The sequence below is a fragment of the Paenibacillus andongensis genome, assembly GCF_025369935.1.
Classification (GTDB): domain Bacteria; phylum Bacillota; class Bacilli; order Paenibacillales; family NBRC-103111; genus Paenibacillus_E; species Paenibacillus_E andongensis.
Map to the genome: position 1 here is coordinate 5468689 of NZ_CP104467.1, position 23431 is coordinate 5492119.

Sequence of the window (23431 nt, forward strand, 5' to 3'; positions counted from 1 at the left end):
TCATCCATTGCCTGATAGTTGGACGCCTCCTTTAAATATCACAAACGCATTATGTCATTATTTTACAGCATAAAGAAAGAGCAAGCCATATGATTGGCCTACTCTATTCAGACTAAAACTAATGATTTAAGGGTGTCTAATTGAGCCGCAGACTTTGCCCTTAATGGCAGCCTCCGCTTTCAAGCCCGGTTTAATGTTCTTCAAATCCCAGCTTGGGCCACCTTTCAAGCCATCGAGTTTAAATTTTCTGCCTGATTTGCTTGGACTCAACAGATCAACGCTGAAAGGGCCGACATCAGCTTTTAGAATAGGGCCGAATTCAGGGCAATTACCGTCAAAATTCTGCTTATACTTAACCCCTCCGCTAATGCCTCCGGCAGGCGTTTTAAGCTTCGCTGTCGCTTCTACCGATACGCCGTCATTCGCAATATTCTCGAATGGGTCCACTTCAAATCCGCCGCCGATCCCAACCCCGGCTTCTCCGCAAGCGGATACCCCGTCTTCATCGGCACAAATTTTGACACCGGCTCCCAAGCCAGCGTAAGCCGAGAAACCGACGCAGAACAAACCGCAAGGGTCACGGAGCAGAACAGGGTTGTTGTTGACGTAAGCATATAGATTCGCTTGACCGGAATTATATAAAATCGGGTCGCGAGCTGTCCATCTTCCCGCCGCCGGGTCGTAATCGCGGAAGCCGAAATGAACGAGCTTCGTGTCAGGATCTGCGATGCCGCCGGCGTATCCAATCGGCAAGAAGAAGGCCGGATTGGAATCACTGAGCAAAACTCCAAAACTGTCGAATTGATAGCTTTTCACTTTACTTCCGTTCTTGTCGTACATCTCTTGCGGAGTTCCGACGTTGTCCGTTACCACGTAGTATCTTGCTCCGCCGCGATCTAAGGACAGCAGCAAGCCACCTTCATCATAGTAGTAGGTCGTAACGGTTCCGCCGTAGACAGAGGAGGTCACCTGCTGCGCGTCTAGCGGATTGCCATATAAATAAAGCATCGTACCGGTCCCGTCTTCACGCGCTGTTCTTCTTCCGAGCGCATCGTACGTATAGCGGATCGTCTTCCCGTTCGTTACGGCTTGCAGCAGTTCACCATTAGATCCGTAACGGAACACATCGTTGTCTCTTTGCGTTAAGAATCCGTCCTTGTCATATTGGTACTGCACGTTATTCGCATTTTGCAGCTGATCATACGGATTATAGACGCTGATTTCCGGTGCAGCTCCGCCTATCGCGCGAGTCAGTCGGTTGCGATTCACGTCATAGCTGTACTGTTCCTGCATCGTTCCGTTTACCTTCACAGTTTCAAGCTGCCCGTCGCTATCATACGAGTAATCGTATACGTCCTCAGTGACACTCGTCTTCACCGTTTTCCGGGTGAGCCAGCCTCTGTCATCGAATTCCTGCCCGACCCGATAAATTTCTGCGCCTTTGACGCTGTAGATCTCCGAGTTAACGCGACCCATCGTATCGTAGCCTTTATCGACTTTAAAAGCGGCTCCCGCAGCGCCCTCCTGAACCGAGCTGACAAATCCCGAGTTATTGACGCGCATATAGGAGAACGGTCCAAACGTCTTCAGATTGTCGTCATCATCCCAACCGATCGGAATATTGGTGGTTACTCCACCCACCACTGCCTTTATGTTCGTCGGCTTGGAGAAGCTGTCGTACGTATAATCGAATTGCCCTGCGGCTTTCCCGCTCCAAGTCATCTTCATGACATCGTTTCCGTCATAGGTGTAGTCAATGGTTTGCTTCACGCCATATACCGCTGAATTCACCGATTCGACTTTACTGACGCGATCCGTATTATCTTTGTACGTAAACGTCCGTTGGATGTCAGCATCATTCATTCCGGTCATCCGACCGCCGGCGTCATACGTGTAATCGACCGTTTTGCCGCTTGGTAGCAGCGTGTAATCCAGCAGCCCGTTTTTATGGAACGACTTCGAGCCAATCCCTTCGCCTTCAGGCAGGAAGCCTTCGAATTCATCCAGACTGTTGAACGATTGCCGGTATACCGATTGATTAGGCATCGTGATCGATGTCATATTGCCGTTCGCATCGTAGCCTTTTTGAATCGAGTCTTTACCGTTCAGTTTAACGCCTGTCATTCTCCCAGAGCTATCGTAGCCATACTCTTTCGTGCTTCCGTGAGCGTCCTGCGTCTTGACCAGGTTGTTCTGATCGTCATACGTGTATTGAACGAACTGGCTGCCTTGCTGCGATTGCGCGAGCCGTCCTTTGGCATCATACTGGTACGCAATCGGATCGATGTTCTGGCCCGGATATTCCGCTTTGATAGCTCGGCTATTATCGTCATAGGTTGTAATTGTTTGATAGCCCTGACTGCTGGTTTCAATCAGTTTTTTTGCTACAGCATCGTACTGCACCGTGGAGGTTGTCGTTTTGCCGCTTTTATTGTCCGTCGTCTTGTAAGTTACGGTCATCTTCTTTAAATCTAATGGATGAGTGGCATTTCCTGTCTCCACCGACCGTTTCTCGCTAAATGTCCAGCTACGTCCGGCAGGCGTCGTTACGGTCATGCTGTCCAGAAGCAGCGCCTCCTGCCCGAAGAGCGGATCGGCCTTCATCAGGCTGGTCACGACAACACCGCTAGGATAGTGAACCTCTTGCTCCATCCCCTCATTTCGGATGTACGATGTCGTCAAAGCGCCGGAAGGATCCGTAATATCATGACGAACGACTCCGTCCGTTTGACTTGTCTTGTACGTTGTGGTTTGGCCGTATTTGGTATACGTAATGGTATTGCCGCCATCAAAATATGTCCGAGTGAGCGTCGCCTCGCCTCCCGGGTCCTTCGCGTCGGTGAGAAGCCCTTGCGCATCGTAGCCATAATCCCTCTTCTGATTCCGAGGATCTTCAAACTGGGTCAACAATCCCTTACTGTCGTACTGCATCCGATAGGATTCACCGGACGGGTTCGTAACGGCCATCAACTGTCTGTTCTCAACCGTCAGTTCTGTGCGCTGGCTGCCGGGAGCGATGACCGCGGTCGGAATGCCTTGCGCGTTACGCTCGATGACGACCGTATTGCCGTCGCCGTCCGTCACGGAAGCAAGCCGTCCTTGTGCGTCATATCCAAAGCTTTGTACTGTTTTTCCAGTCATTGTGTCTAATGTCCGTTTATGCAAGCCGGTGCCTTTATCAAATTCGAACAACAAGGTTCCATTGGAGTCCGATATCACATGATCGTTGTCCAAACGGCTTTTGCCGATTTGGTATTGATAAAATCGATCGGGCCCCGGCTTACTACTGCTCAGAGTAGCGATGGATAGCTCGCTGTCGGGACCACCGGAGACAAGTCGTACTACCGTACTACCGCTCTCATTCTTAGCCACGTTCACCGCTTGCTCAACGAAGGCGTGAGCAACCTCCTCAACCTTACCGTCTGGTGTAATTCTAAATAATTGGTTGGTTTGTTTCTCAATAAAATAAATATTGCCGGTTTGGTCGATTTCGATATTATCGGTCATAAATACGGCTTCCGAAGCTTTTTCCGTCTTATCCAGATTGTACTGTTTTCCGGTGCTTGGGAAATACCCCGCCGGTAAACCGGCCACCAACGAAATTTGTCCCTGCGGATCGATTTTGCGGATACGTGAATGCGTGCAATAATAATAGTTCAAACAGGCATTCATATAATGGTCCAGCACATACAAACTGCCGTCCGGACCAATCTCCAAGGCTTGCATGAGTCCACCCACATTACTTTGGGTTGCAAAGCCGCCGGCGGCGCCGAAATTATCGCGGGTTAAAGGCCTTCTTTGGTGCAAAACGGTAATCGTACCGTCCGTGTTGACTTTGAAAAGCCCCGCGGAATCAATAAAATAAATACTGCCGTCCTTCCCGAATTCGATATCTCGCGGATTATACAAGCTAACTGATTTCGCATCTGCTCCGTCTTGGATATCCCCAAATTCAACGCCCAGCGCGCCGTTTCCGGCCACGACGATCGGATTATCCGGATTCGCCTTCGTCCTTTTCACAATTTGGTATTTCCCCCACTCGCTTGTATAAAGCGATCCGTCTTTATCCAGGGCAAAGCCATTTAAGCTCCCCTGCCCTAATGGCGACGAATTCCATCTGGTCAAAGTGCCGTCCTTCGCAAGGCGGTATACATTGTTGTTCACAGCGTTGCTTCCATTATTGTTAACAATCGCATAAGCTGAGAAGATGATCGAGCCGTCCGCATCCATTACGTTGTTAATCTGACTATATGAGCCAATCGTGTCCGTTAATACGAGACTGTCAGGATTCGAGGCATCTCCGCGGAATTTGATCTCAGCTCCGACTGTCTGATCTACCCTTTCCGATATCGAGCCGTTACCCAAATAAAGATTCGCCTCGTCCAGGATGTTATGGGTGTTGATACTCCACCCGGCTATTCCGTTTTCCCCGTATGGGTTCTCCGGGCTTTCCAACACTCCCTTATAGCTGTTCTGGTAGGAAAAACCTGCATTTTCCCGCGGCCTAAGCTCCTCGTCAAAGTTGGGCAACCGGCCGAATGCGCTGTAATAGGAGGAGACCGGTTCCACGTAAGCTACCGGATAATAGTAATCAAAAGTAATCTTATAAGGGTGGCTTCCTGTAAGAACTCTTCCGTAGGCATCGCGCCCATCCCATTGGAACATAAACTCCTGGTTGGGTTCCGCCGGAAAGCTTTTGTTAATCGTTCTACCCGCGATTTCGATTTTCAACCCGATTCCTGTGAGTGAATCAGGTATGGAATCACCGCTCACCGGAATGTGTAATGACGACTTCTCCTTATAGCCAGGCGTGTTTCTGCTGTAATAGTTCAAGCTTAGCGAGGTTCCGGTCAACGGAATGCTTTCCCCCAGCGATTGTTCTTCACAGCCGATGATCGAGCCTTTCTTTTTACAGGGATCGTTAATATCCGGATTATCCGGGTTCGGGTCATTGTCGTCAGGTCGTATCGCATCATCCGGCGCCTTGTAGTACCAATTGCAGTCGTATGGCGTAAAATGCTGGATCGGAACGCGCCATAATGTTTTCCCAGCTGTATAAAGACCAGCCAATTTCATTTGTTCTTCTTGGGTAAAGCCAAGCTCATTCAGCTTCGTATCGTCATCGGCTATGCCATCGCCATCGCTGTCGATTGCGGCTATGCCCCCGTCCGTCGCCACGATTTCAATGATTCTCCCGTTTGCCGACGGTACCCAACTTGAGGTCTCGCGATCATAGTAGCCGACAGGCACGGCACCTCCAACCGGAAATTGCAAGAAGTTATCCACGTAATAATATAGGGTCTTGTCAAAGCTAACTGTCGCAGCCCCCGCTGCCACCGCTTCATCTGCAGAAAGCTCGATGGCATACGTGTAGCCTACGAATTGGGGCAGTTCTCCGGGCATCGCCTTAGGGCCGTTATCGCCGACCGTATACTCTGTTGCGCGGAAATGCATTTCGTTCAATTCAGCGGTAGAACCGTCGGCGAGTTTCATCGTCGCTTTAGCACCGGCAGGAACAAGCAGTGTTGCCGTTCTTGATCCGTCAGCATCTGTAGTCATATTTCCGCGAGCCACTTGCATCTCTGTCGCATCATTTAGGTTAACCAGCGTTACTTTGTTGTCAAATGCCTTCAATACGACATCAGGGATAGCCGCATAATCTTGCCATGGCGCTTCGACTTGACGTTGAATGGACATGTAGCCGTTTTTCTCATAATTGACGGTAAGTCTGCTGCCGCCATTTACCGCGATATCGAACATACCGTCCGCCCGGCTGAGCGTTTGGCCAAGCTCGGGATGATCCAATATCGTTACTTTAGCTCCGGGCAAAGGCTGACCCGCGTCGTCCAATACTTTCCCGCGCAGCACGGCCGTTCGTTCCGGCTTGATCGTATCTGGAGCCACGCCGGTTTGAATCGGAGTCGGGCCGGTGAACAGGAATGATGTTTGGTCTGCAAAGGTTGTCGCTCCCGTTGTAGGAAGCTGAGTAGCTACCGTGCTTGGATCGGGCGGGAGCTGGTCTGACGGTGGTGATTGCGGCGTAGCCTGCGCTGTCGCGGACTTCGCCGATTCGTTGCCGCTGGCGTCCACCGCCGATACGGCAAAGCTGTACGTAACGCCGGCGGTTAAGCCCGTTGCCGTATACTGCGTCACGTTGCCGACGCTCACTGCCGGGTTCCACGTTGTTCCGCCATCCGCCGACACGTAAACGTTGTACCCGCTCAGATCGGCGGCGCTAACGGCAGACCACTGCAGCGCAGCGCTGTTGATTCCGGCCGTTGCCTGCAATCCCGCAGGAACGGACGGCGGCGTTTGGTCAGGCGCTTGGGTTGGCGTCGCATCCACCTTCGCGGACTTCGCCGATTCGTTGCCGCTGGCGTCCACCGCCGATACGGCGAAGCTGTACGTAACGCCGGCAGTTAAGCCCGTTACGGTGTACTGCGTCACGTTGCCGGCATTTACTGCCGGGTTCCACGTCGTTCCACCGTTTGCCGACACGTAAACGTTGTATCCGCTTAGGTCGGCGTCACTAACTGCCGACCACTGCAATGCTGCGCTTCCGATTCTGGCCGTTGCTTGTAGTCCCGTCGGGATTGCCGGAGGCGAATGATCACCGCCACCCGGCGGCGTATTCAGGTCCGAAAGATTGACAGTACCAATATCGAGCGATTCCCCCGCTTTAGGAGCTTTCAGTACACGAAGCAGCTCGTGATTGCCGCACTTGCAGAAATCCGCATCCGGCTTCTCCTCATCAAGCAATCGCAGGCTCTTCATATTATCAGATAACAGGGCTAGCAAATCTTGACCCATGCCTATAGGCTTCGTCAAACCCCTAAGATAGTCATCCTCCGTCAAATACATACGATAGTTCCGTTCAGGAAGCACGCTTACCTTGAACGCTCCGTCAGCTCCGGTAACCGTAATAAAGGTTGGATTCGTCGTAAACGACAGGATCGCTCCGTCTGCGGGTTTGCCCTCTTTTACCAGCACTTTTCCCGTAAAAGCGGCGGCGGTTTCGGCCTTCAAGCTAAACTCGGTTTTTGCTTTTTCGAATTTGATCGCTTGATGAGCGGCATAGCCTTCCTTCTGCAGTGTAATCTCATACATACCGTAGGGTAAGCTGAGTACGAGCTTTCCGTTCGCGCCAGATTTCCCCCATTTGAGTAATGACCGTTTTCCCTTCTCCCGGACAAACACATAGGCATCGGCGAGCGGCTTCCCGGTAACCGATAACGTTTCGATCGTGAGCGGCCGTACTTCGAATTTCTTCCGCATATACTCCAGCGCTCTGAACAAGACGACTGCCACTTCGGCCCGTGTCAAAAACTTCTCGCCTCGGAAGGTACTGTCAGGATACCCTTCCAGTATGGCAGCTTCGGATATAGCTGCAATGTCGGAAGCCGCCCATGTTGGAATCGTCCCCCGGTCCTTAAAGGAGGGTTCTTTGACCGGGCTTAACTTTATGATCCGATTCAACATCACCGCCGCATCCTGACGGTTAACGGATTGATTCGGGCGGAACGTTCCGTCCGGAAACCCTTGCGCCCAGCCTTTAAGCGCTGCTTTCTTGACCTCATCGGCAGACCATTCGCCATCCAAATCGGAAAAAGCATCCGAATTTTCCTTAGTCTCGTCGGCCGATAGCGTACCGAACGATCTATTCAAGATAGCAATGAACTCAGCACGCGATATGAGGCGATCCGGGTAAAACTTGCCGTCTTCATAGCCTTGAATAATATTCTCCGAACGCAAAGTATTGATTTCATGTTCAGCCCAATCCGGCAAAGTCTCCCGCTTAGAAAGCTGATTATTCGCTGCATACTGCGCTCCTGCAGCCCAAGTCGGAATTATTGACTGCAGCATGAGAAAAACAATGAGTAATAATGACCATTTTCGTTTAAATAAGGAATTCATATCTATCCTCCTGTACATACATAAATATACACTTCGTATTATTTATACTATATTTTCGCGATAGATGATACAAGTTGTATCATTTTATAAATATAAACCCCTCCCGCCACATTGCGGACAAGGTATTCTTGTTCTCTGTAGAGCGTCTAGCTCAAATTCAATCTTGGTTAGACAGGCAGACGCTCTCGGAATTCAAGCAAATTAACAAAAAGATATTTCTCCTGTAGCTCCGTTAACGGTCACCAACTGTCCGTCGCGCAACAGCTGTGTAGCATTCCCCGTAGCAACCACCGATGGAATCCGATATTCGCGGGCGATAATGGCGGAGTGGGATAAAATGCCGCCCGTATCCGTTATCAGTGCACCTACACTTGGAAACAGTACAGACCATACCGGAGAGGTGATCGGGCACACCAAGACGTCCCCCGCCTTGATTTTATAGAATTCAGTTTCGTTCCGAATGACGCGAACGGGGCCCGTATACGTACCTTCCGATGCCGGGATTCCTTTAAGTCCGTTGCTTCCAGTTTGTTTTTGCCCGCTGGCTTGGGCTGCAAATACCGCTTCGAGCTGCCACATAACCGCTTCATGCGCAAATCGCACCTTCTCGGGCAGAATGTCCATTGGCGGAGGCGGAGGCGGCACCTTCCCATAGCTGGCCGGGCCAGGGTTGGCGAGTACTTGCCTTCGCTGTTGTTTCCTACGCCTAACGGCATCTTGAAAATTTGCCTTTCCCGTTACTGCCGATTCCGACACAACCTCAGGAAACTCCAGGTAGAAAATGTCACCCGCTTCGTCGATTTGTCCGCGTCTTGCCAATCTCGCACCGCTTTCCAAAAGTGCCAGTCGCAAAAATGCTAGCGGAGTGCTCGTATCGTAAAATCCGTGTTCTTCCCGGATCGGGTAAGCCCGCTCTGCCTTTTGGATTAAACGCTCGAATACCTTTAACCGCTCCGGTTGGTCCGCTAAGCGCTTGTGTGCTTCTAATCTGCAGGAAGTCCTTTTCCGCAACAGCTCCGCAGCTTGTGCTGCTGGATCATAATTTCGGGTAAGTTGGTCCTTCAAAAGACTTAAGGTCAGCTCCGGCATCTCCAATAAAATCGGATCGCATACTTCATAGCGGATCGCCCGATATCCGTATTGTTTCAGATAATCATCGAAAGCTTGCACCCAATCCGAATCAACTTCACGCATAAGATGAATCGTTTGCCCGTCGATTCGTTCAAGTAATCGTACGAGTTCCGGGTTTTCTTTGAGCCGATTAGCCAGCTGTGCAAGTAACCGGGACGGTTCGCTGGAAGTTTCGGACAGTCCGCTTAACAATTCCATCGACATCCCTTCAGCCCAGCCCAGCCAATCCCGGCAAGCGAAGGCAAACTCCGCCAACGCCAAGTTAATTGAGCCATTTAGCATCATGTGGACCCGAAGGCTTTGCTCCATGAAATCAGTAATGTTCTTCAGGTGCTGCGTCAACTCCGTATCGGATAATCGCTTTAACTCGACATCGCGAAAACTGTGGAATCGCTGGCTGTATTCGGGCTTCCAGTCGGTATACCATTGCTCAATGATGGCCGTATGCCGCTCTTTTTCAATAAAATCTTGACATATCCGGATACGTTTGCGTAGTGACGGTACCGTCTTAATAAGTGCAGACATCATCCATTTTGGTGGTGATTTACGGTCTTTACCACCCAGCGGCACGACTCGTTGATAAATATATCCGCCGATTTCTTTTGCTTCTATCGTTTCAAGGAGCAGGCAGATTTCGTTAAAGGAAGATTGAAACGCTTGGTTGAGGAACGAGGGATAGAAAGAACTCGTGATGGGGTAAAGAGGCTGCGGATGGTGAGAGGCTTCCCGTTCCCAAAAACCATGAGGAACATCAATATGAACCGGACTCTCGCTGACTTTCCCGGCACCGCCTAGTGCAGTAATCGGGCGAGCTTGAAGCAAAAACAACTTGCCGTTGCAGATCGCCCATTCAATGTCTTGCGGGCAACCGAAGTGCTGTTCCACTTGACGGGAGAGCCATGCGACTGCGTGCACCTCTTTCGAGGTGACCGCCCTTTCCGGTGCATGAATGCATCGCGCTTCGCCGTCTCGGACCACCCATTCATCCGGAGTTACTTCACCGGAAACGAGCTTCTCGCCAAGACCGCGTACAGCGCTAACCGTCGTTTCGTCGGGGTTCCCGGTTACGGGATTAGCCGTAAAAGCTACCCCTGCGCAATCAGCCGCAATCATAGGTTGAATGAGAACAGCCATTCGGGCTTCCGCGATTTGTTGCGAACGTTGATACTGCTTGATATGAGAGCTGTAAGCGGATGCCCAACATTTTCGAATAGCATCCATAACCGCTTCAACTCCACGTACATTTAGCACGGTTTCGTACTGACCTGCAAAAGAAGCGCCCTTCAAATCTTCTGCGACCCCAGAGGATCGAACGGCTAACGGAATATCCCCCCAATCCTTAAGCGATTGAATAATGAGCGCTCTCACATCATCAGGAATGGGTCGCCTCAGCCACTCCTCTCTTGGCATGCCGGCCGGATTCTCCATATTCGCCATAAAAGAGTCAAAGGCTGCGGTTGTGATCGCAAACCCTTCAGGGACGGGAAAACCGGCTGTTCTCAAAACAGCAAGATTTGCTGTTTTTTTTCCGACAAGCTCGGCATCCGTTGCAATCGAATGGGTCATGTCGATTACATAAGGTATTATTTCAGTAGCTTTCATACACTACATCCTTCTTTCATTTGAACGATTTACGATTGTTCCTCATTTCTCGCCTTCAAATCTTTGATTAACGTTTCGAGAGCCCAGGTTACAGCGGACGAGTACTCATCCGGGCCGAACCCGAACCTCGTAGTAAGGTGCATCCAGAACACTGAGCTGGATAAATATCGGATAACTGATGCTGCTTGACGGGCAAAATCCGTGTCCAGGGACGGCAATTCGCCTGTTATAATCTTATGAAATTTTTCATCCTTAGCTAGAACCGATTCGGGGATGATATTCATCGCCGTCAAAGTCCGAACAGTAGCAATAGCATGCTCCGGATAATCTTCAAGGGCAACCATTTTTTTTTGTGTTGTCTCCGGAATCTCATCCAGTGTCTTCGGTATGATCTGAACCTGACTCAAAAGTTTCTCATCCGACCATGCAAATAACGATTCAAGTAGTGCTTCTCGGGTCGAGAAATGCCGGTACATGGATCCGTAGGAAATACCTGCGCGATCAGCTACGTCCTGAACGCTAAAATTGTGAATCCTCCCTTCGGCAATGATCGAAGTTACGGATTCCATGATAAGATCGCGAGTTTGTTCTTTCTGTCTGTTTCTTAATTCACTGGTATAGGTTTTCCGCTTATTCGATTCATCCATCTTAGTTGAACACCTCATAAATTGAATGTATAATCTATTCATTGAATTATGAGTTTATATTATCAATGCACAATGTCTTTGTCAACAAGATTTTTCCAATTCGTAACATTCCAATGAGCTATCGTTTCAATCACGAAAGCTTCAAAGGAACGCGGGTCCCGTTGTAAGATTTCGCGTTGAAGCTCGATATCCCGTTCAGTCGCAAGGATTCCCCACTAAAAAAGTATGCTCAAGTAGATTCGGGCAGCGGAAAACATTCGTGAACACATAATATAAATCGGTTTTCATAAAAAATAGAAACTGGAACAGGATAAGCGCAGTTAAATGGCAGTTGATCAAACGGATCGTCTGCAGGGCATTCTCATTCATAACGATCAATTGCAGGTCATGAAGCCACTCGAGCCATACGCCTGCCGATAAAAAAACAATATCCCAGCACATTCCGGCTATAAAGGTGCTATATCTTTGATTTCGCGGAACAACGACAATGCCGGACATATCTGTTTCGGCGACAGGAAATATCAACCTGTGGCCGAGTCCGATACTGCAATTGACTCCAAAAAGAACGAGCGGATATCAAGTGTGCAAATTCATGAAGAAAGAGAAAAAACCAGGCTGCTGCAAGGGAATATAGGATGTTTAATGGCGTAGAAGGAGTGAGCAGGAAGTCTTTATATCTCGGGATGTATGCGGGATGAAAAAATGCGATGCCTGCAGCGGATAAAAGTATGGCGAATTTGATCTGCACGCGGCTGTTTACGATATTGCCATCCAAGCGGTACTCGAGTTTATGATCTTCTATTAGCTCTTCGACAATAGCGGAAACGTCGAAAGGCTCAGCGTATTTTTGAACCAAGATGTGTTCCGTTTCTCCGATTGTTAATCCTCGCTGTAAGTATTCAATGGTTTCGTGACCGATTGCAGGCAGTACGGTGAACGTTCTGGTTTCCGTGCGGCCAATGACCACCTCGGCATCATTTTCTTTATGAAAAACGAGCTCGTGCATCTCGATGATACTGTGTTTTCCAACCTTCATCTCCATACTTGATCCAGCCTCGCTTCAGATTTACCGAGCTTTTCCTCCTTAAAACATGACAATCAATGCTGTCCTTCGTACTCATTAACATGTCTGGCCATGACGTGGTCGGTGGAAACGTAAAGACCGGAACCAAGTAAAGTGGCAGCTACTAACAGACAAATCACAAGCTTTTTCAACATAAAACATCCCCCTTTTGAAAAACTCCGAACTCATGAATCATCTTAACAATTTGTTTTTCATCGGCCATCAATCGAAAGATATATAAACCGGTTATATTTATCAGCTATGCTTCCAATGAGCTGCCGTTTCAATCACGAAAGCTTCAAAGGAACGTGGGTCCCGTTGTAAGATTTCGTGTTGTAGCTCGATATCCCGTTCAGTCGCAAGGATTCCCCGCTCTTGGAAATATTGATACATAATTCTAAAGTCTTTCGCCATCCAATCCGGCAGAATGTTTCGCGATTGCTCGAACCATGCGTCCAAATTGTCTCCCCCATAACGGATTTCTTCCCCAATGATGTGGCTGTAGATGTCTGCTGTCGCATTTCCCGTCAGAGAGTCCGGACCGTAAATCGGGTACTCTTTCCCTTCATAACCATCCCGAAGGATCGCATTACCAGCAGCATCAGCTATATCCCTTACGTCTACGCGATTCAACCTGAAAGAACCGATCGACTGCGGATATCCGGTGATGGAGAATCGCCTCCCGGTACCAGTAATCGTTCTGAAAGAAGTTGTTAGGACGAAGAATGGTAAATGATGCCCCGGACTGACGAATGGCCTCTTCAACCGGAATCTTGCTTTTGAAATGGGGCATATGCTTGGAATCTTCCGGCATCGGCACCGATAAATACACGATTTTCTTAACGTCGGCTCTTTTGGCCGCCTCCACCGCCGCGAGACCTTGAGCGGTTTCCGTTGGAGATAGAGCATTTGCCAGAAAAATGGCATCCGCTTGATAAAGGAATGCAAGAATGAATCTTTCCAAGATGACAACGATTTGTCTCCATTCTTTAATAAACGATTTCAAATTTTGGTCATTCATAATGACTACCGAGCCTGCTTGATAACAAATACCACTCAACGAATAACATAGCCCCTTGTGCACGGGTCCATAAAGATCATAATGATTATACAATTGAGTTCTCTCCTTCAAATTTTATGGGGTCATCTGACAATCTCAACTATACGGATAAAGCGTTCATTAAACGTTGCTTCCTAAAACAAAATATAAAAAAGCACTTCCAGGAGGAGACCACTGCAAAGCCCTACTTTTGAATACAGTGGATCTTCGAAATGGAGGGTGCCTTGGGTTTAATGAAAAAAAGCAGTCCGTTCCTCGTTAGATGGCGGGCTGCTTTTCTTCTTTTAACTTGACCATTCGCTTCACATTCACGACGAATGCGGTGAGATATGCCTGTATTCGCATGCGAAATAGACCCCGGTATCTGGCTACGTCCATACCGTGGAATCTTTTCATTTCAGCATTCTTGTGTTCAATAATGGGTCTACGCTTTATCCTTTTCTTGAACGTATCACTAAGTTCGAATTCAATCTGTTCCTTGAAGTGTTCCGTCACTATCCGGATCGAGTATGTTTTGCTTTTGGATCCAGGTTTGTAACAACCTTCGCTTAATGGACATGTTTTACACTTCTCAACGTTGAAGTAAAAAACTAAAGAGCGGCTTTCTCCGCTCTGTTTTAAAAAAAAAAAAAAACTTCCATCCACATTATTAAATTTTTTTACTTTAATTTTGTTTATTGATTACCAAAATAGTCCTTTGGTAAACTCACCAATGAAATGAAGTTAAAAAACAAACCTAGACCAATATGGGTCTAGGTTTGTTTATCAACTGTGTATTTTTATACATTTCCATGCATAATTCAAGATTTGAAACAAAACCTACAAAAATATTTGAAACATTTATAGTTATTTATGAAAAATAACAAAAACCAGGGCTCCCGCCCTGGTTCAATCCTAAGAACACCTGCTGTACCCGCAGTTGATGCAATTCTTGCACCCTTCGCTGTTCACCAGCGAAGCGGATCCACACGACGGGCACAGGTCCTTCGGCGCAGCGCTAGCCGCGCTGCCGCCATGACCTGTGTGCCCAACTTCCAGAACCGGTGCTGATGCTGGCGCATCCAGCACTTCACTCGTCGCGGTCACGTAGTTCCGCGCGTCGTCTTGCTCGTTCATCACTTCGTCGTGCTGCTCGAGCGCTTTGGCAACCGCGTCTGCGATGGACTCGACGCGGTTGTTGCCGAAGCCAATGGCGCCGGAACCGCCAATGCCTTTCAAGTGCTTCACGAGCAGCTTCACTTTATCCCCGTGATCGCCATAACGCAGGAACAAGGAGCACACGCGGCCGAGTGCTTCGGACATTGCGAACACGTCGGATCCCGCTTTTCCTACGTTGAGGAAGATTTCACTCGGCGTACCGTTCATATCATTAATCGTGATATACGCCATCCCGAACGGTGTATTCACTTTATACGTTGCACCGCGTAGAATTTGTGGACGACGCTTGTATTGTTTATCGAATACTTGCTCCGTCTTCGCATCCACATCTACAGCTAGTTTACCTGATAGATTTGTAAAGCTCTCTTCTTCTTTCACGGCTTCCGCGGCAACAGCCACTGGAGCTGCTTCTGCTTTCTTCTCTTCCTTTTTGTCCGCGCTTGTACTCAATACTTGCACATCACGGCTGCCATCACGGTAGATGGTCACGCCCTTACAACCTAGATCGAAAGCCAACTCATACAAGCGTTTCGTTTCTTCCACGGTGAAGTCTGCAGGACAATTGGCTGTTTTGGAGATCGAGCTGTCTACCCATGTTTGAATCGCAGCTTGCGCTCGGATATGATCTTCCGCAGTCAAGGTCATGGAGGTTACGAAGTAGTCCGGCAGATCTTGACCCGGATTCGCATCTTTCCACTCCTGTGCGATTGGCACATATTGTTTATCAAAACCAAGGCGGCTTTGACGATAATATTCAAATGCAAAGTAAGGCTCAATTCCCGTCGATGTACCCACCATGGTCCCCGTACTTCCAGTTGGAGCTTGGGTAATTACTGTTACATTGCGCATACCATTTTGCTTAATCGCTTCGCCAACTTCTGGGAATACTTTCGTCATGTTTTTCATAAAGCCGCTCTCGAGGAACTTATCTTCAATAAACTCTTTGAAAGACCCTTTTTCACCGGCAATTTCAGCCGAAGCCAGATAAGCTTCTCTTGCCATAAAGCCATAGATTTTGTCCAAAAATACAAGCGATTCCGGACTTCCATATCGAATTTTCAATTTAATCATCAGTTCAGCAAGGCCCATAGTACCTAATCCTACGCGGCGCTCGCCTTGTTGATTCGTACGATTTTCTTCAAAATGATAAGGTGTCTTATCGATAACATTATCAAGAAAGCGAGTCGAATAACGAACGACTTTGGCCAAATCTGCCCAATCCACATCATGATTCTCCGCGTCATAAAACTTAGATAGATTAATAGCAGATAAGTTGCAAACGCCCCAAGCCGGAAGCCCCTGCTCCCCGCATGGATTCGTACAAATAATCGGATTAAAGTACCAACTGTTGGACATTTGGTTGTAGTATTCCAGGAATACAACACCAGGCTCAGCCGATTTCCAAGCGGACTCAATGATCGTATGCCAAACATCACGTGCTCTTACCGTGCGATAAGGCTTGACGGATTTACCCAGTTTTTTCCAAGCATCTAAGTTGCCATCCCATTTATCGTTGTAATCAGGGTCCGTCGTATCCGGGAAAACAAGCTCCCACTCGAGATCTTCCTTAACGGCTTTCATAAATCCATTGCTTACACAAACAGATAAATTTGCGTTCGTAATTTGACCCATCGTTGATTTCACTGTAATGAAATCCTCAAGATCTGGGTGCCAGTCGTTAATCATGAGCATAAGCGCTCCGCGACGGCTGCCGCCTTGTTCAATTAAGCCTGTTGTATAGCTGAACAAACCACCCCAAGAAACAGCACCGCTGGATGATCCATTAACACCTTTCACAACTGATCGACGTGGACGAAGGGAAGAGAGATTGATACCAACTCCACCGCCGCGTGACATAATTTCCGTCATTTCCGAGAGTGTGCTCATAATTCCGCCTCGGCTATCGTGTGGAGACGGGATCACATAGCAGTTAAATAAGGTCAGTTCATCACTTGCATCGGCACCAGCAGCAATACGTCCGCCTGGTACAAGCTTCCAATCATCAAGAATATATCTGAATTTATCTGTCCATTCTTTACGTTTCTCAGGGGTTGCTTCGACGGATGCCATTGCACCTGCCAAGCGGTTCCACATTTCTTCCGGTGTCTTCTCAATATTTAAAGTGAGCTTTTCCACTGCAGATTCAACAGTCTCGCCACTTCTTGTCTTTACTTTAACGATATTGCCATTACGACTGATAATTTCGCCAACTTCTTTGGCTGGGAATTTAGGGTCATCCTTCGTCAAAACGAGAACCGTATCGCCCACCTTGGCCAAACTCGTATCCGCATTTTTGAGTGCATAACGATCCAAAAATATTTTCTCGCTTAATCCATCCAGCTTCTTATTAGACTGTACAATCCCCATCCATAATTCCCTCCCAATAAGCTACATACTCAGCTACAACTAAAATTAAAGTTACTTTATGAAGTTTATGTAAAATTACAATATATGGTGTGCGAAATTCATTATACCTCACTATATATTGATCTTCTAATAGCTAAAGAACCAAATTTCGTTATTAAGACAACCCTTCATCATATTAGCTAATCCTTACTTACTAATTCTCTCTTTTTCGCGGTCTGAACAACTAAATTTAATCATTCAACCAAGCAAGATGAGATGCCCTTTACAGCTCGTTTTGACGTTCGTTAATTCCTCTGCTAACCTATAAATAGGATAACACATTTTATTTCTTTTTAGAACATTTGTTCGATAAATACTTTTGTGAAAATATGGGATAAGGTTCCAATACTACATTCATAAGAAAACGCTTGAGGAGATGTTGGATATGTATTTCTTTAAAAATGAATTCGTCAACAAGAAGGACATTCTTCTTTCACCTGATGATCGTGGCTACTACTTTGGAGATGGGATATACGAAGTATTCCGTGTATATAACGGGAAAATTTATGAGCAAGCTCCTCATATGCAGAGACTCCAAAGAACCGCAAGTGAAGTGCGGATAGAACTACCTTTTTCGATTGAACAAATGGGTCATATTCTCACACAGCTTATTGAAAAGAATGGTCTCAATGAAGGCACTGTTTATATGCAAATTACCAGAGGCGAAGCTCCCCGGGCACATCCTTTCCCTGCTCAATCCGAGCCCGTTCTGATGGCCTACTGCACAGAGGTGCACAGACCCCTTGCTACGATACATAATGGCATTAACGCAATCACATTAGAGGATATCCGCTGGCTGAGATGTGATCTCAAAACACTTAATCTTCTCCCCAATGTTATGGCCAAACAAGCAGCGCTTGATCACGGGGTGCAAGAAGTTGTGCTGCATCGCAGTGGCACCGTCACAGAATGCAGTGCCTCTAACTTGATGATGATCAAGGATGGCGTACTCTACACACACCCTGCTAACCATTTGATCCTTCATGGTATCACTCGGGCTGTCGTTTTGAGGTTAGCTCTTTCACAGAATATCACAGTTAAAGAAGAACCTTTTACGACGGAGCAGCTTTTGTCGGCTGATGAAGCTTTTATCACTGGAACTACCGTGGAAATTACTCCAATTTTACAGATCGATGGTAAGGCAATTGGAACCGGCGCACCAGGTCCGATTACACGTACTCTGCAAAGTGAGTTTGAACGCACTTTTGCCCAGTAGACAAAAAAGCACGATCCTTTCTTAGAAAGGTCCGTGCTTTTTTGCATTTTCGTGCTTTTAACGACGCAAATTCCACTCATCCGTGCCATATTTCTCACGTACAAGTTGCTCAGAAAGTTCAATTTCATAAGGTGTCAATGTCTCCTCAACAAGCTCCACACCAAGCCCCATTGCGATCTCACGGCGGAATGCTTCCTCCACTTGTTTGAGCGTTACCGCCTCTTTCCCTTGCGCTCGAAGCAGCTCGTTAATCGCAACAGCTTTCTTCAAAAAGCTCGTCTTCATCCGATCCGCAACCTTCTCGTTGGAGAAACGCAGCATCCGAAATAGCTGATCCGTATCCATGTCGAGCAGGATGGAGCCGTGCTGGAGTACGACATTTTTTTGCCTAACCTGCGCACTGCCGGCGACTTTGCGTCCCTCAACAACCAGCTCATACCAGGAGGGGGAATCGAAGCAGGCCGCTGATCCGGCGGATGCGTACTTCTCTTTCTCCTCATCACTCGCAAGCTGCACCATTTCTGCGCCCAGCCCTAGCGCCCGAAATCCTTGCAAAAGCCCCTCGCTCAGCACGCGATAGGCTTCCGTCACATTGCGCGGAATGCCCGGATAGTCCTCAGCAACAATAATGCTATACGTCAGCTCCTTATCGTGTAAAACAGCTCTCCCGCCGGTCGGGCGCCGTACGAAGCCAATTCCCTCATTTGCTACCGCTTCCTGATCGACTTCCGATGCCTTTTGGAAATAGCCAATCGACAGCGTTGCTGGATTCCATCCGTAGAAACGCACTGTTGGAGGAACGATTCCCTCGCTGTGTGCGGTCAGTATTGCTTCATCTAATGCCATATTTTCAGCAGGAGAACGATCTCCTGTATGTATGAATCGCCATGTCGTCATCTCTTTCTGTCACCCTTTCCCACATTGCTATCTGAAGACAACCTATATCATATCATAAAATCGTACAAACTTACGATGTTAGTATCGGTGGAGAGGCGATGCAAATGTGCAGCAATGCTTCCAAATACGCTGCTACAGACTGAATTTGATACACTTTTTACATCGATTCCGGTTTCGCGCCGCTTGGTGGACTTTTAACTTCGATACTGTTCACGACAACTTCCATGGAAAAGTTATGAAAGCGCCTCTTCTGGACATACTAACACGTATTCGACGAATTGCGGGTGAGCTCTGAGCCATATATCGGATATGACTCCCAACACCAGCAAGACAGTTTTGCCGCGCAAAACTTAGCTTAAGCTTACGAAGTTAGTTTTCAAACGAAAACTCAGCTCACGCTTACGAAGATAGTTTTCTTACGAAAACTTTAAGGAGGGCACATCAATGCGTCAACATGAACAGCAAGAGAACATTCGCCCCATTCATAATCAGCTTGATATGCACTTTGAGAGGGACTGGTTTACTGAGCTGGATAATCGTGTGCGCGGAGGTGGTCCATGGGACGACTGGACGCTGTACCAGCTAGCCTACGAATCGGAGGAATCGGGGCTTATTTCGACGTTTGACGAGATGCAGTGCCTAGTCCATCTAGGGCAGCTTGAACCTATGGCGCATCAGATTGATACGGCGAAACGTGTGCTTAACGAGATGCGGGGTCGGGCTATTTTGGCCGATGAAGTTGGGCTTGGGAAAACGATTGAGGCTGGTTTGATTTTAAAAGAATACATGATCCGCGGCTTGGTCAGAAAAACGCTTATCCTCGTACCCGCTTCTCTTGTGCTGCAATGGGTCCGGGAATTGAATAGCAAATTCGGCATTCCAGCTGTCGCTCATAAAAAAGCCTATATGTGGAAGCAAAGCGACGTCATTGTGGCCTCTATGGACACCGCCAAACGTGATCCGCATCGCGAAATTGTCATGGGTCTTGAATATGACATGTTGATCGTGGACGAGGCCCACAAGCTCAAAAATAAGAAAACGACCAATTACACCTTCGTAAACGAGCTGCGTAAAAAGTACTGCCTATTGCTCACCGCCACGCCGGTTCAGAATGACCTGAAAGAGCTATTCAATCTCATCACCCTGCTCAAACCAGGTCAACTTGGGGTTCACAGCAGCTTCAAAACCAATTATGTGGTTGGTAAAAGGATACCGAAAAACGAAGGTCAGCTTCAACAGGAGCTATCCAAAGTTATGATTCGCAATCGTCGCGGCGACGGCGGCGTTCATTATACCAAAAGGATGGTTAAGAATATTCCGCTTACGCTCTCAAATGATGAACAGGCACTCTACGAGGGTGTAACGAATTTCGTTCGAACCAGGTACCAAGAGAGCTCCGGTGATCTCAGCAGTATGCTCTCCCTTATCACGCTGCAGCGCGAAGTCTGCAGTTCTCGGGACGCCGTCTTCATCACGCTCGTCAATTTGTTTAAGAAAACTGCCGAGGACTCGCCGCAGCGCGCCAAAATATGGGAGCTTGTTGAGCTGATTCGCAGTATCAAAGCGAACACCAAAGCCGAGACCACGATGAAGCTCGTACAAGAAATTAATGATAAAGTCATCATTTTCACTGAATATCGCGCTTCCCAAGAGTATCTACTCAATTATTTGAAGGAGCATAAAATAACAGCTGTCCCCTATCGAGGCGGTATGAATCGCGGTAAAAAAGATTGGATGATGGATTTATTCCGTAATCGGGTACAAGTCCTTGTCGCAACAGAGGCTGGCGGCGAGGGGATTAATCTACAATTTTGCCATAACATGATTAATTTCGATTTGCCTTGGAACCCTATGCGTGTTGAACAGCGAATTGGCCGTGTGCATCGACTTGGACAAACGCAGGATGTCAACATCTATAACCTTTCCACTCGAAACACGATTGAAGAGCATATTCTTTCTTTGCTGCACGAGAAAATCAATATGTTTGAGCTCGTTATCGGTCAACTCGATACCATCCTCGAGAAAATCGAGAAAAAAGGCTCACTCGAAACATCCTTGTTCCGCATGGTCATGGAGGCAGGCTCCAGTGAAGACATTCGCAGAAAGATCGATGAGCTAGGTCATTCGTTTATCGAGGTCAAATCGGAAATAGAACAAAATCCCGTATACGGGGCAGCCTTCCAAGGTATTCTTGATGCTGTTGGCGGTACGCAAAACATCGAGGTAAGGCCATGAATAAACGCAACATTCATACATTCGTCATGCGCTTTCTAGAAGCTTATAACTGCACGATTCTAGAGAAATCACCGGCTTACGTCACTGTAAAGCTCTCTCCTGAGGCAGATAGAGAGATGACAGGACGCCCTTACTATTGGAGCTTCGTAGAACGAACAGGGGCTGCTGCCGAAACGATGACCTATAAGTTCATCTTCGATCCTGAACAAATGAAGCTGGAGACGAAAGCGAAGTCCACCGCAGCAGCTGTCAAAAGCCCACCAAATGTGGGGGCGCCAAGCCAAGGTCAGGGCCACGGTCAGAGCCAGAGCCAAGCTTCCCAGCCACCCGATGGAAATTCAGACAGCATTCTTGGCCGCTATTTCGGCTTCGTACCTACGACTGTCATCTCCCAGCGGCTTCCGCAGGACGAAGTGACCTTCGGCAGTAGGCGTCTGGAACAAATGTTCACGATTGTCCGTGAACGCGGACGATTCGTTCATTTGTTCGAGGAACCCTTCCCGATGAGTGCTACCTTTCAAGCTGCGCTTGTCTATGACACCTGGTTCTGCGTGAATTACAAGGTAGAGCTTGTTTGCGACCGCAAACGAAGCGAGATTCACTCTCTCGCTATCCAACTGAATAGCGGTGAAATTCGGGAACATTTTCATAAACATATGCTTACCAAGAGCCTCTCTCCGAAGCTGCCTGCGAATAGTCACATTTTACCTGACACGATTTCACTTCCGAAAGCGATTAATGCCCTTGAGATGATGCTCGAACGTAAAGTTAGCAGGTATGATCATTCTTGGGCCGATGAAGCTAACGAGCAGCACCGGAGCGAAATCGATCGTGTGGAAGCTTATTACAACGGTCTCTTGCTGAGCGCTGACCCAGACAAAAGAGACGAAATCGAAACCCAATGCCGCAACCGCCTGCAAGAAATTGACTGGCAGCACAAACCACGTATTGTCGTATCTGTCATCAATTGCGGTTTGTTTCATTTAAACGCCGGGCGAGCACCCAGGAACTGACGTCAGTCGCTAAAACATCGCAAAATTAACACTACAGGTTCTAACAATCTTTTTAAAGCATAAGAATTACAATAGATTAATAGGTTCATACCACTAGAGGTTAACGATAGGTAGGTGAACGAGGATGAAGCTGTGGACAACATGGACGGCAGCCTGTTTCATTAGTGTAGGTAGTTTATTATTCATACCGCTCCAAACCTCTGCAGGCGACTCCGTTGAACGGACAAGCTATACGCAGACGGCAAGGGAAACGATAGCTAGTAACACAATGACGAAGCCATCACCAGAATTGCGGAGCGAATCCACTTTGACCGCTACGATCAACACTTGGCGAACAACTCTCGCTCGGGAAGCGGGGTTTGAAAGCTGGCAGACAGCCGTTTGGAACAGTTATCCACTCGGGCCAGGCACACATGGTTGGGTGATTATCCTCACCGATCATGGACAGGATGTTGGCTACATGATCGTACATGCCACGGACAAAGGGTCCTTCCGATTAACCGAATACGGAACGGGCAACAATCCGCTATTCAGCTTGACCACGCTGTATCGTTCTTTGGTACAGCAGGAACTCATTCCAACTCCTACTTCTTATTCCGATTTTGTTCAAAATGAAACGATTATTTTAGACCGACTTTACATGGACCAGCTAACCGCTGTTTGGAAAATAAGTTTGCAAGATCAAACGTACTATTTGGATGCCAAATCCGGAGAGCTGCTTCCGCTCAAAGAGGATCCTGCCCCGAGGATTAAAGAAGACCAGCCAATAGCAACCAATCTGTCAAGCAAAGCCCAAACGGCGTTATTTCCCGCCTTTGATCCTTACGATCGACTACCATGGGTCCAAGGCAAGCCGCTTCAAGTAGCCAAACTGAGTGAACTTCAAAAGGCTTTAAACGCTCAAACTAAGCTAACCTATGTCACCGAGCTCTATGATGGTCAAGTCACGCTGCCGCTCGCCGTTCTTGGTTATCAACAATGGGTAGATGGGGATACATACCTGACTCTAGACCATGTTGGCCCCCGTTACGTGCTGCTGGAGAATGCTTTAAAGTTAGGACATATTTTTCCGTAAAAAAAGCCTTAGAC

The 23431-nt window shown here is 47.9% G+C and carries 13 protein-coding genes and 1 pseudogene; 4 read left to right on the forward strand and 10 right to left on the reverse strand.

All coding sequences use genetic code 11. The features are described from left to right. Positions 1-126: 126 nt before the first annotated feature. The 9 genes and pseudogenes from NYR53_RS24535 to NYR53_RS24575 all read right to left on the reverse strand — a co-directional run bounded on the left by NYR53_RS24535 (position 127) and on the right by NYR53_RS24575 (position 16942). A complete protein-coding gene (locus NYR53_RS24535; RefSeq protein ID WP_261301758.1) occupies positions 127-7914 on the reverse strand; it encodes an S-layer homology domain-containing protein in 7788 nt (2595 codons plus the stop codon). Positions 7915-8115: 201 nt separating this feature from the next. Continuing rightward, complete coding sequence (locus tag NYR53_RS24540) at positions 8116-10647, reverse strand: PEP/pyruvate-binding domain-containing protein (protein ID WP_261301759.1); 2532 nt, start codon at positions 10645-10647, stop codon at positions 8116-8118. A gap of 29 nt (positions 10648-10676) precedes the next feature. Further along, positions 10677-11294, reverse strand: coding sequence for a TetR/AcrR family transcriptional regulator (locus NYR53_RS24545; RefSeq protein ID WP_261301760.1), 618 nt, complete (start codon positions 11292-11294; stop codon positions 10677-10679). A 195-nt stretch (positions 11295-11489) separates the two neighbouring features. Next, entirely contained in the window at positions 11490-11735 is a 246-nt protein-coding gene (locus tag NYR53_RS24550; RefSeq protein WP_261301761.1) for a hypothetical protein, read from the reverse strand. Between the two features lie 16 nt (positions 11736-11751). Further along, positions 11752-12336: a hypothetical protein gene (locus NYR53_RS24555; RefSeq protein ID WP_261301762.1), complete on the reverse strand. Its 585-nt coding sequence runs from the start codon at positions 12334-12336 to the stop codon at positions 11752-11754. A 276-nt stretch (positions 12337-12612) separates the two neighbouring features. Then, positions 12613-12990 (reverse strand): Rossmann-fold NAD(P)-binding domain-containing protein, encoded by a 378-nt coding sequence (locus NYR53_RS24560; RefSeq protein WP_261301763.1) that lies wholly within the window; start codon positions 12988-12990, stop codon positions 12613-12615. After that, positions 12959-13471 carry an SDR family oxidoreductase gene (locus tag NYR53_RS24565; protein WP_261301764.1) on the reverse strand — a complete coding sequence of 171 codons (513 nt, stop codon included), beginning with the start codon at positions 13469-13471 and terminating at the stop codon, positions 12959-12961. Before NYR53_RS24565 ends, NYR53_RS24560 begins: the two co-directional genes overlap by 32 nt. Positions 13472-13675: 204 nt before the next feature. Beyond that, positions 13676-14002, reverse strand: a pseudogene (locus NYR53_RS24570) (transposase); the annotation flags it as partial. 309 nt (positions 14003-14311) lie between these two features. Continuing rightward, positions 14312-16942 (reverse strand): adenosylcobalamin-dependent ribonucleoside-diphosphate reductase, encoded by a 2631-nt coding sequence (locus NYR53_RS24575; protein ID WP_261301765.1) that lies wholly within the window; start codon positions 16940-16942, stop codon positions 14312-14314. 424 nt (positions 16943-17366) lie between these two features. Here NYR53_RS24575 and dat point away from each other — a divergent pair, with 424 nt between their 5' ends. Then, positions 17367-18197, forward strand: coding sequence for a D-amino-acid transaminase (gene dat / locus NYR53_RS24580; RefSeq protein WP_261301766.1), 831 nt, complete (start codon positions 17367-17369; stop codon positions 18195-18197). Positions 18198-18254: 57 nt separating this feature from the next. Here dat and NYR53_RS24585 read toward each other — a convergent pair whose 3' ends face one another. Beyond that, positions 18255-19094: a lipoate--protein ligase family protein gene (locus NYR53_RS24585; protein ID WP_261301767.1), complete on the reverse strand. Its 840-nt coding sequence runs from the start codon at positions 19092-19094 to the stop codon at positions 18255-18257. Between the two features lie 444 nt (positions 19095-19538). On the opposite strand from NYR53_RS24585, the gene NYR53_RS24590 reads away from it, so the two are divergent. The 3 genes from NYR53_RS24590 to NYR53_RS24600 all read left to right on the forward strand — a co-directional run bounded on the left by NYR53_RS24590 (position 19539) and on the right by NYR53_RS24600 (position 23417). Beyond that, on the forward strand, positions 19539-21329 hold the full coding sequence (locus NYR53_RS24590) for a DEAD/DEAH box helicase (RefSeq protein WP_261301768.1): 1791 nt from the start codon (positions 19539-19541) through the stop codon (positions 21327-21329). After that, the gene (locus NYR53_RS24595; RefSeq protein ID WP_261301769.1) at positions 21326-22342 is read left to right on the forward strand and encodes a YqhG family protein; all 1017 of its coding nucleotides are present in this window, start codon (positions 21326-21328) and stop codon (positions 22340-22342) included. Before NYR53_RS24590 ends, NYR53_RS24595 begins: the two co-directional genes overlap by 4 nt. Positions 22343-22466: 124 nt before the next feature. After that, complete coding sequence (locus NYR53_RS24600) at positions 22467-23417, forward strand: hypothetical protein (protein ID WP_261301770.1); 951 nt, start codon at positions 22467-22469, stop codon at positions 23415-23417. Positions 23418-23431 lie beyond the last annotated feature (14 nt).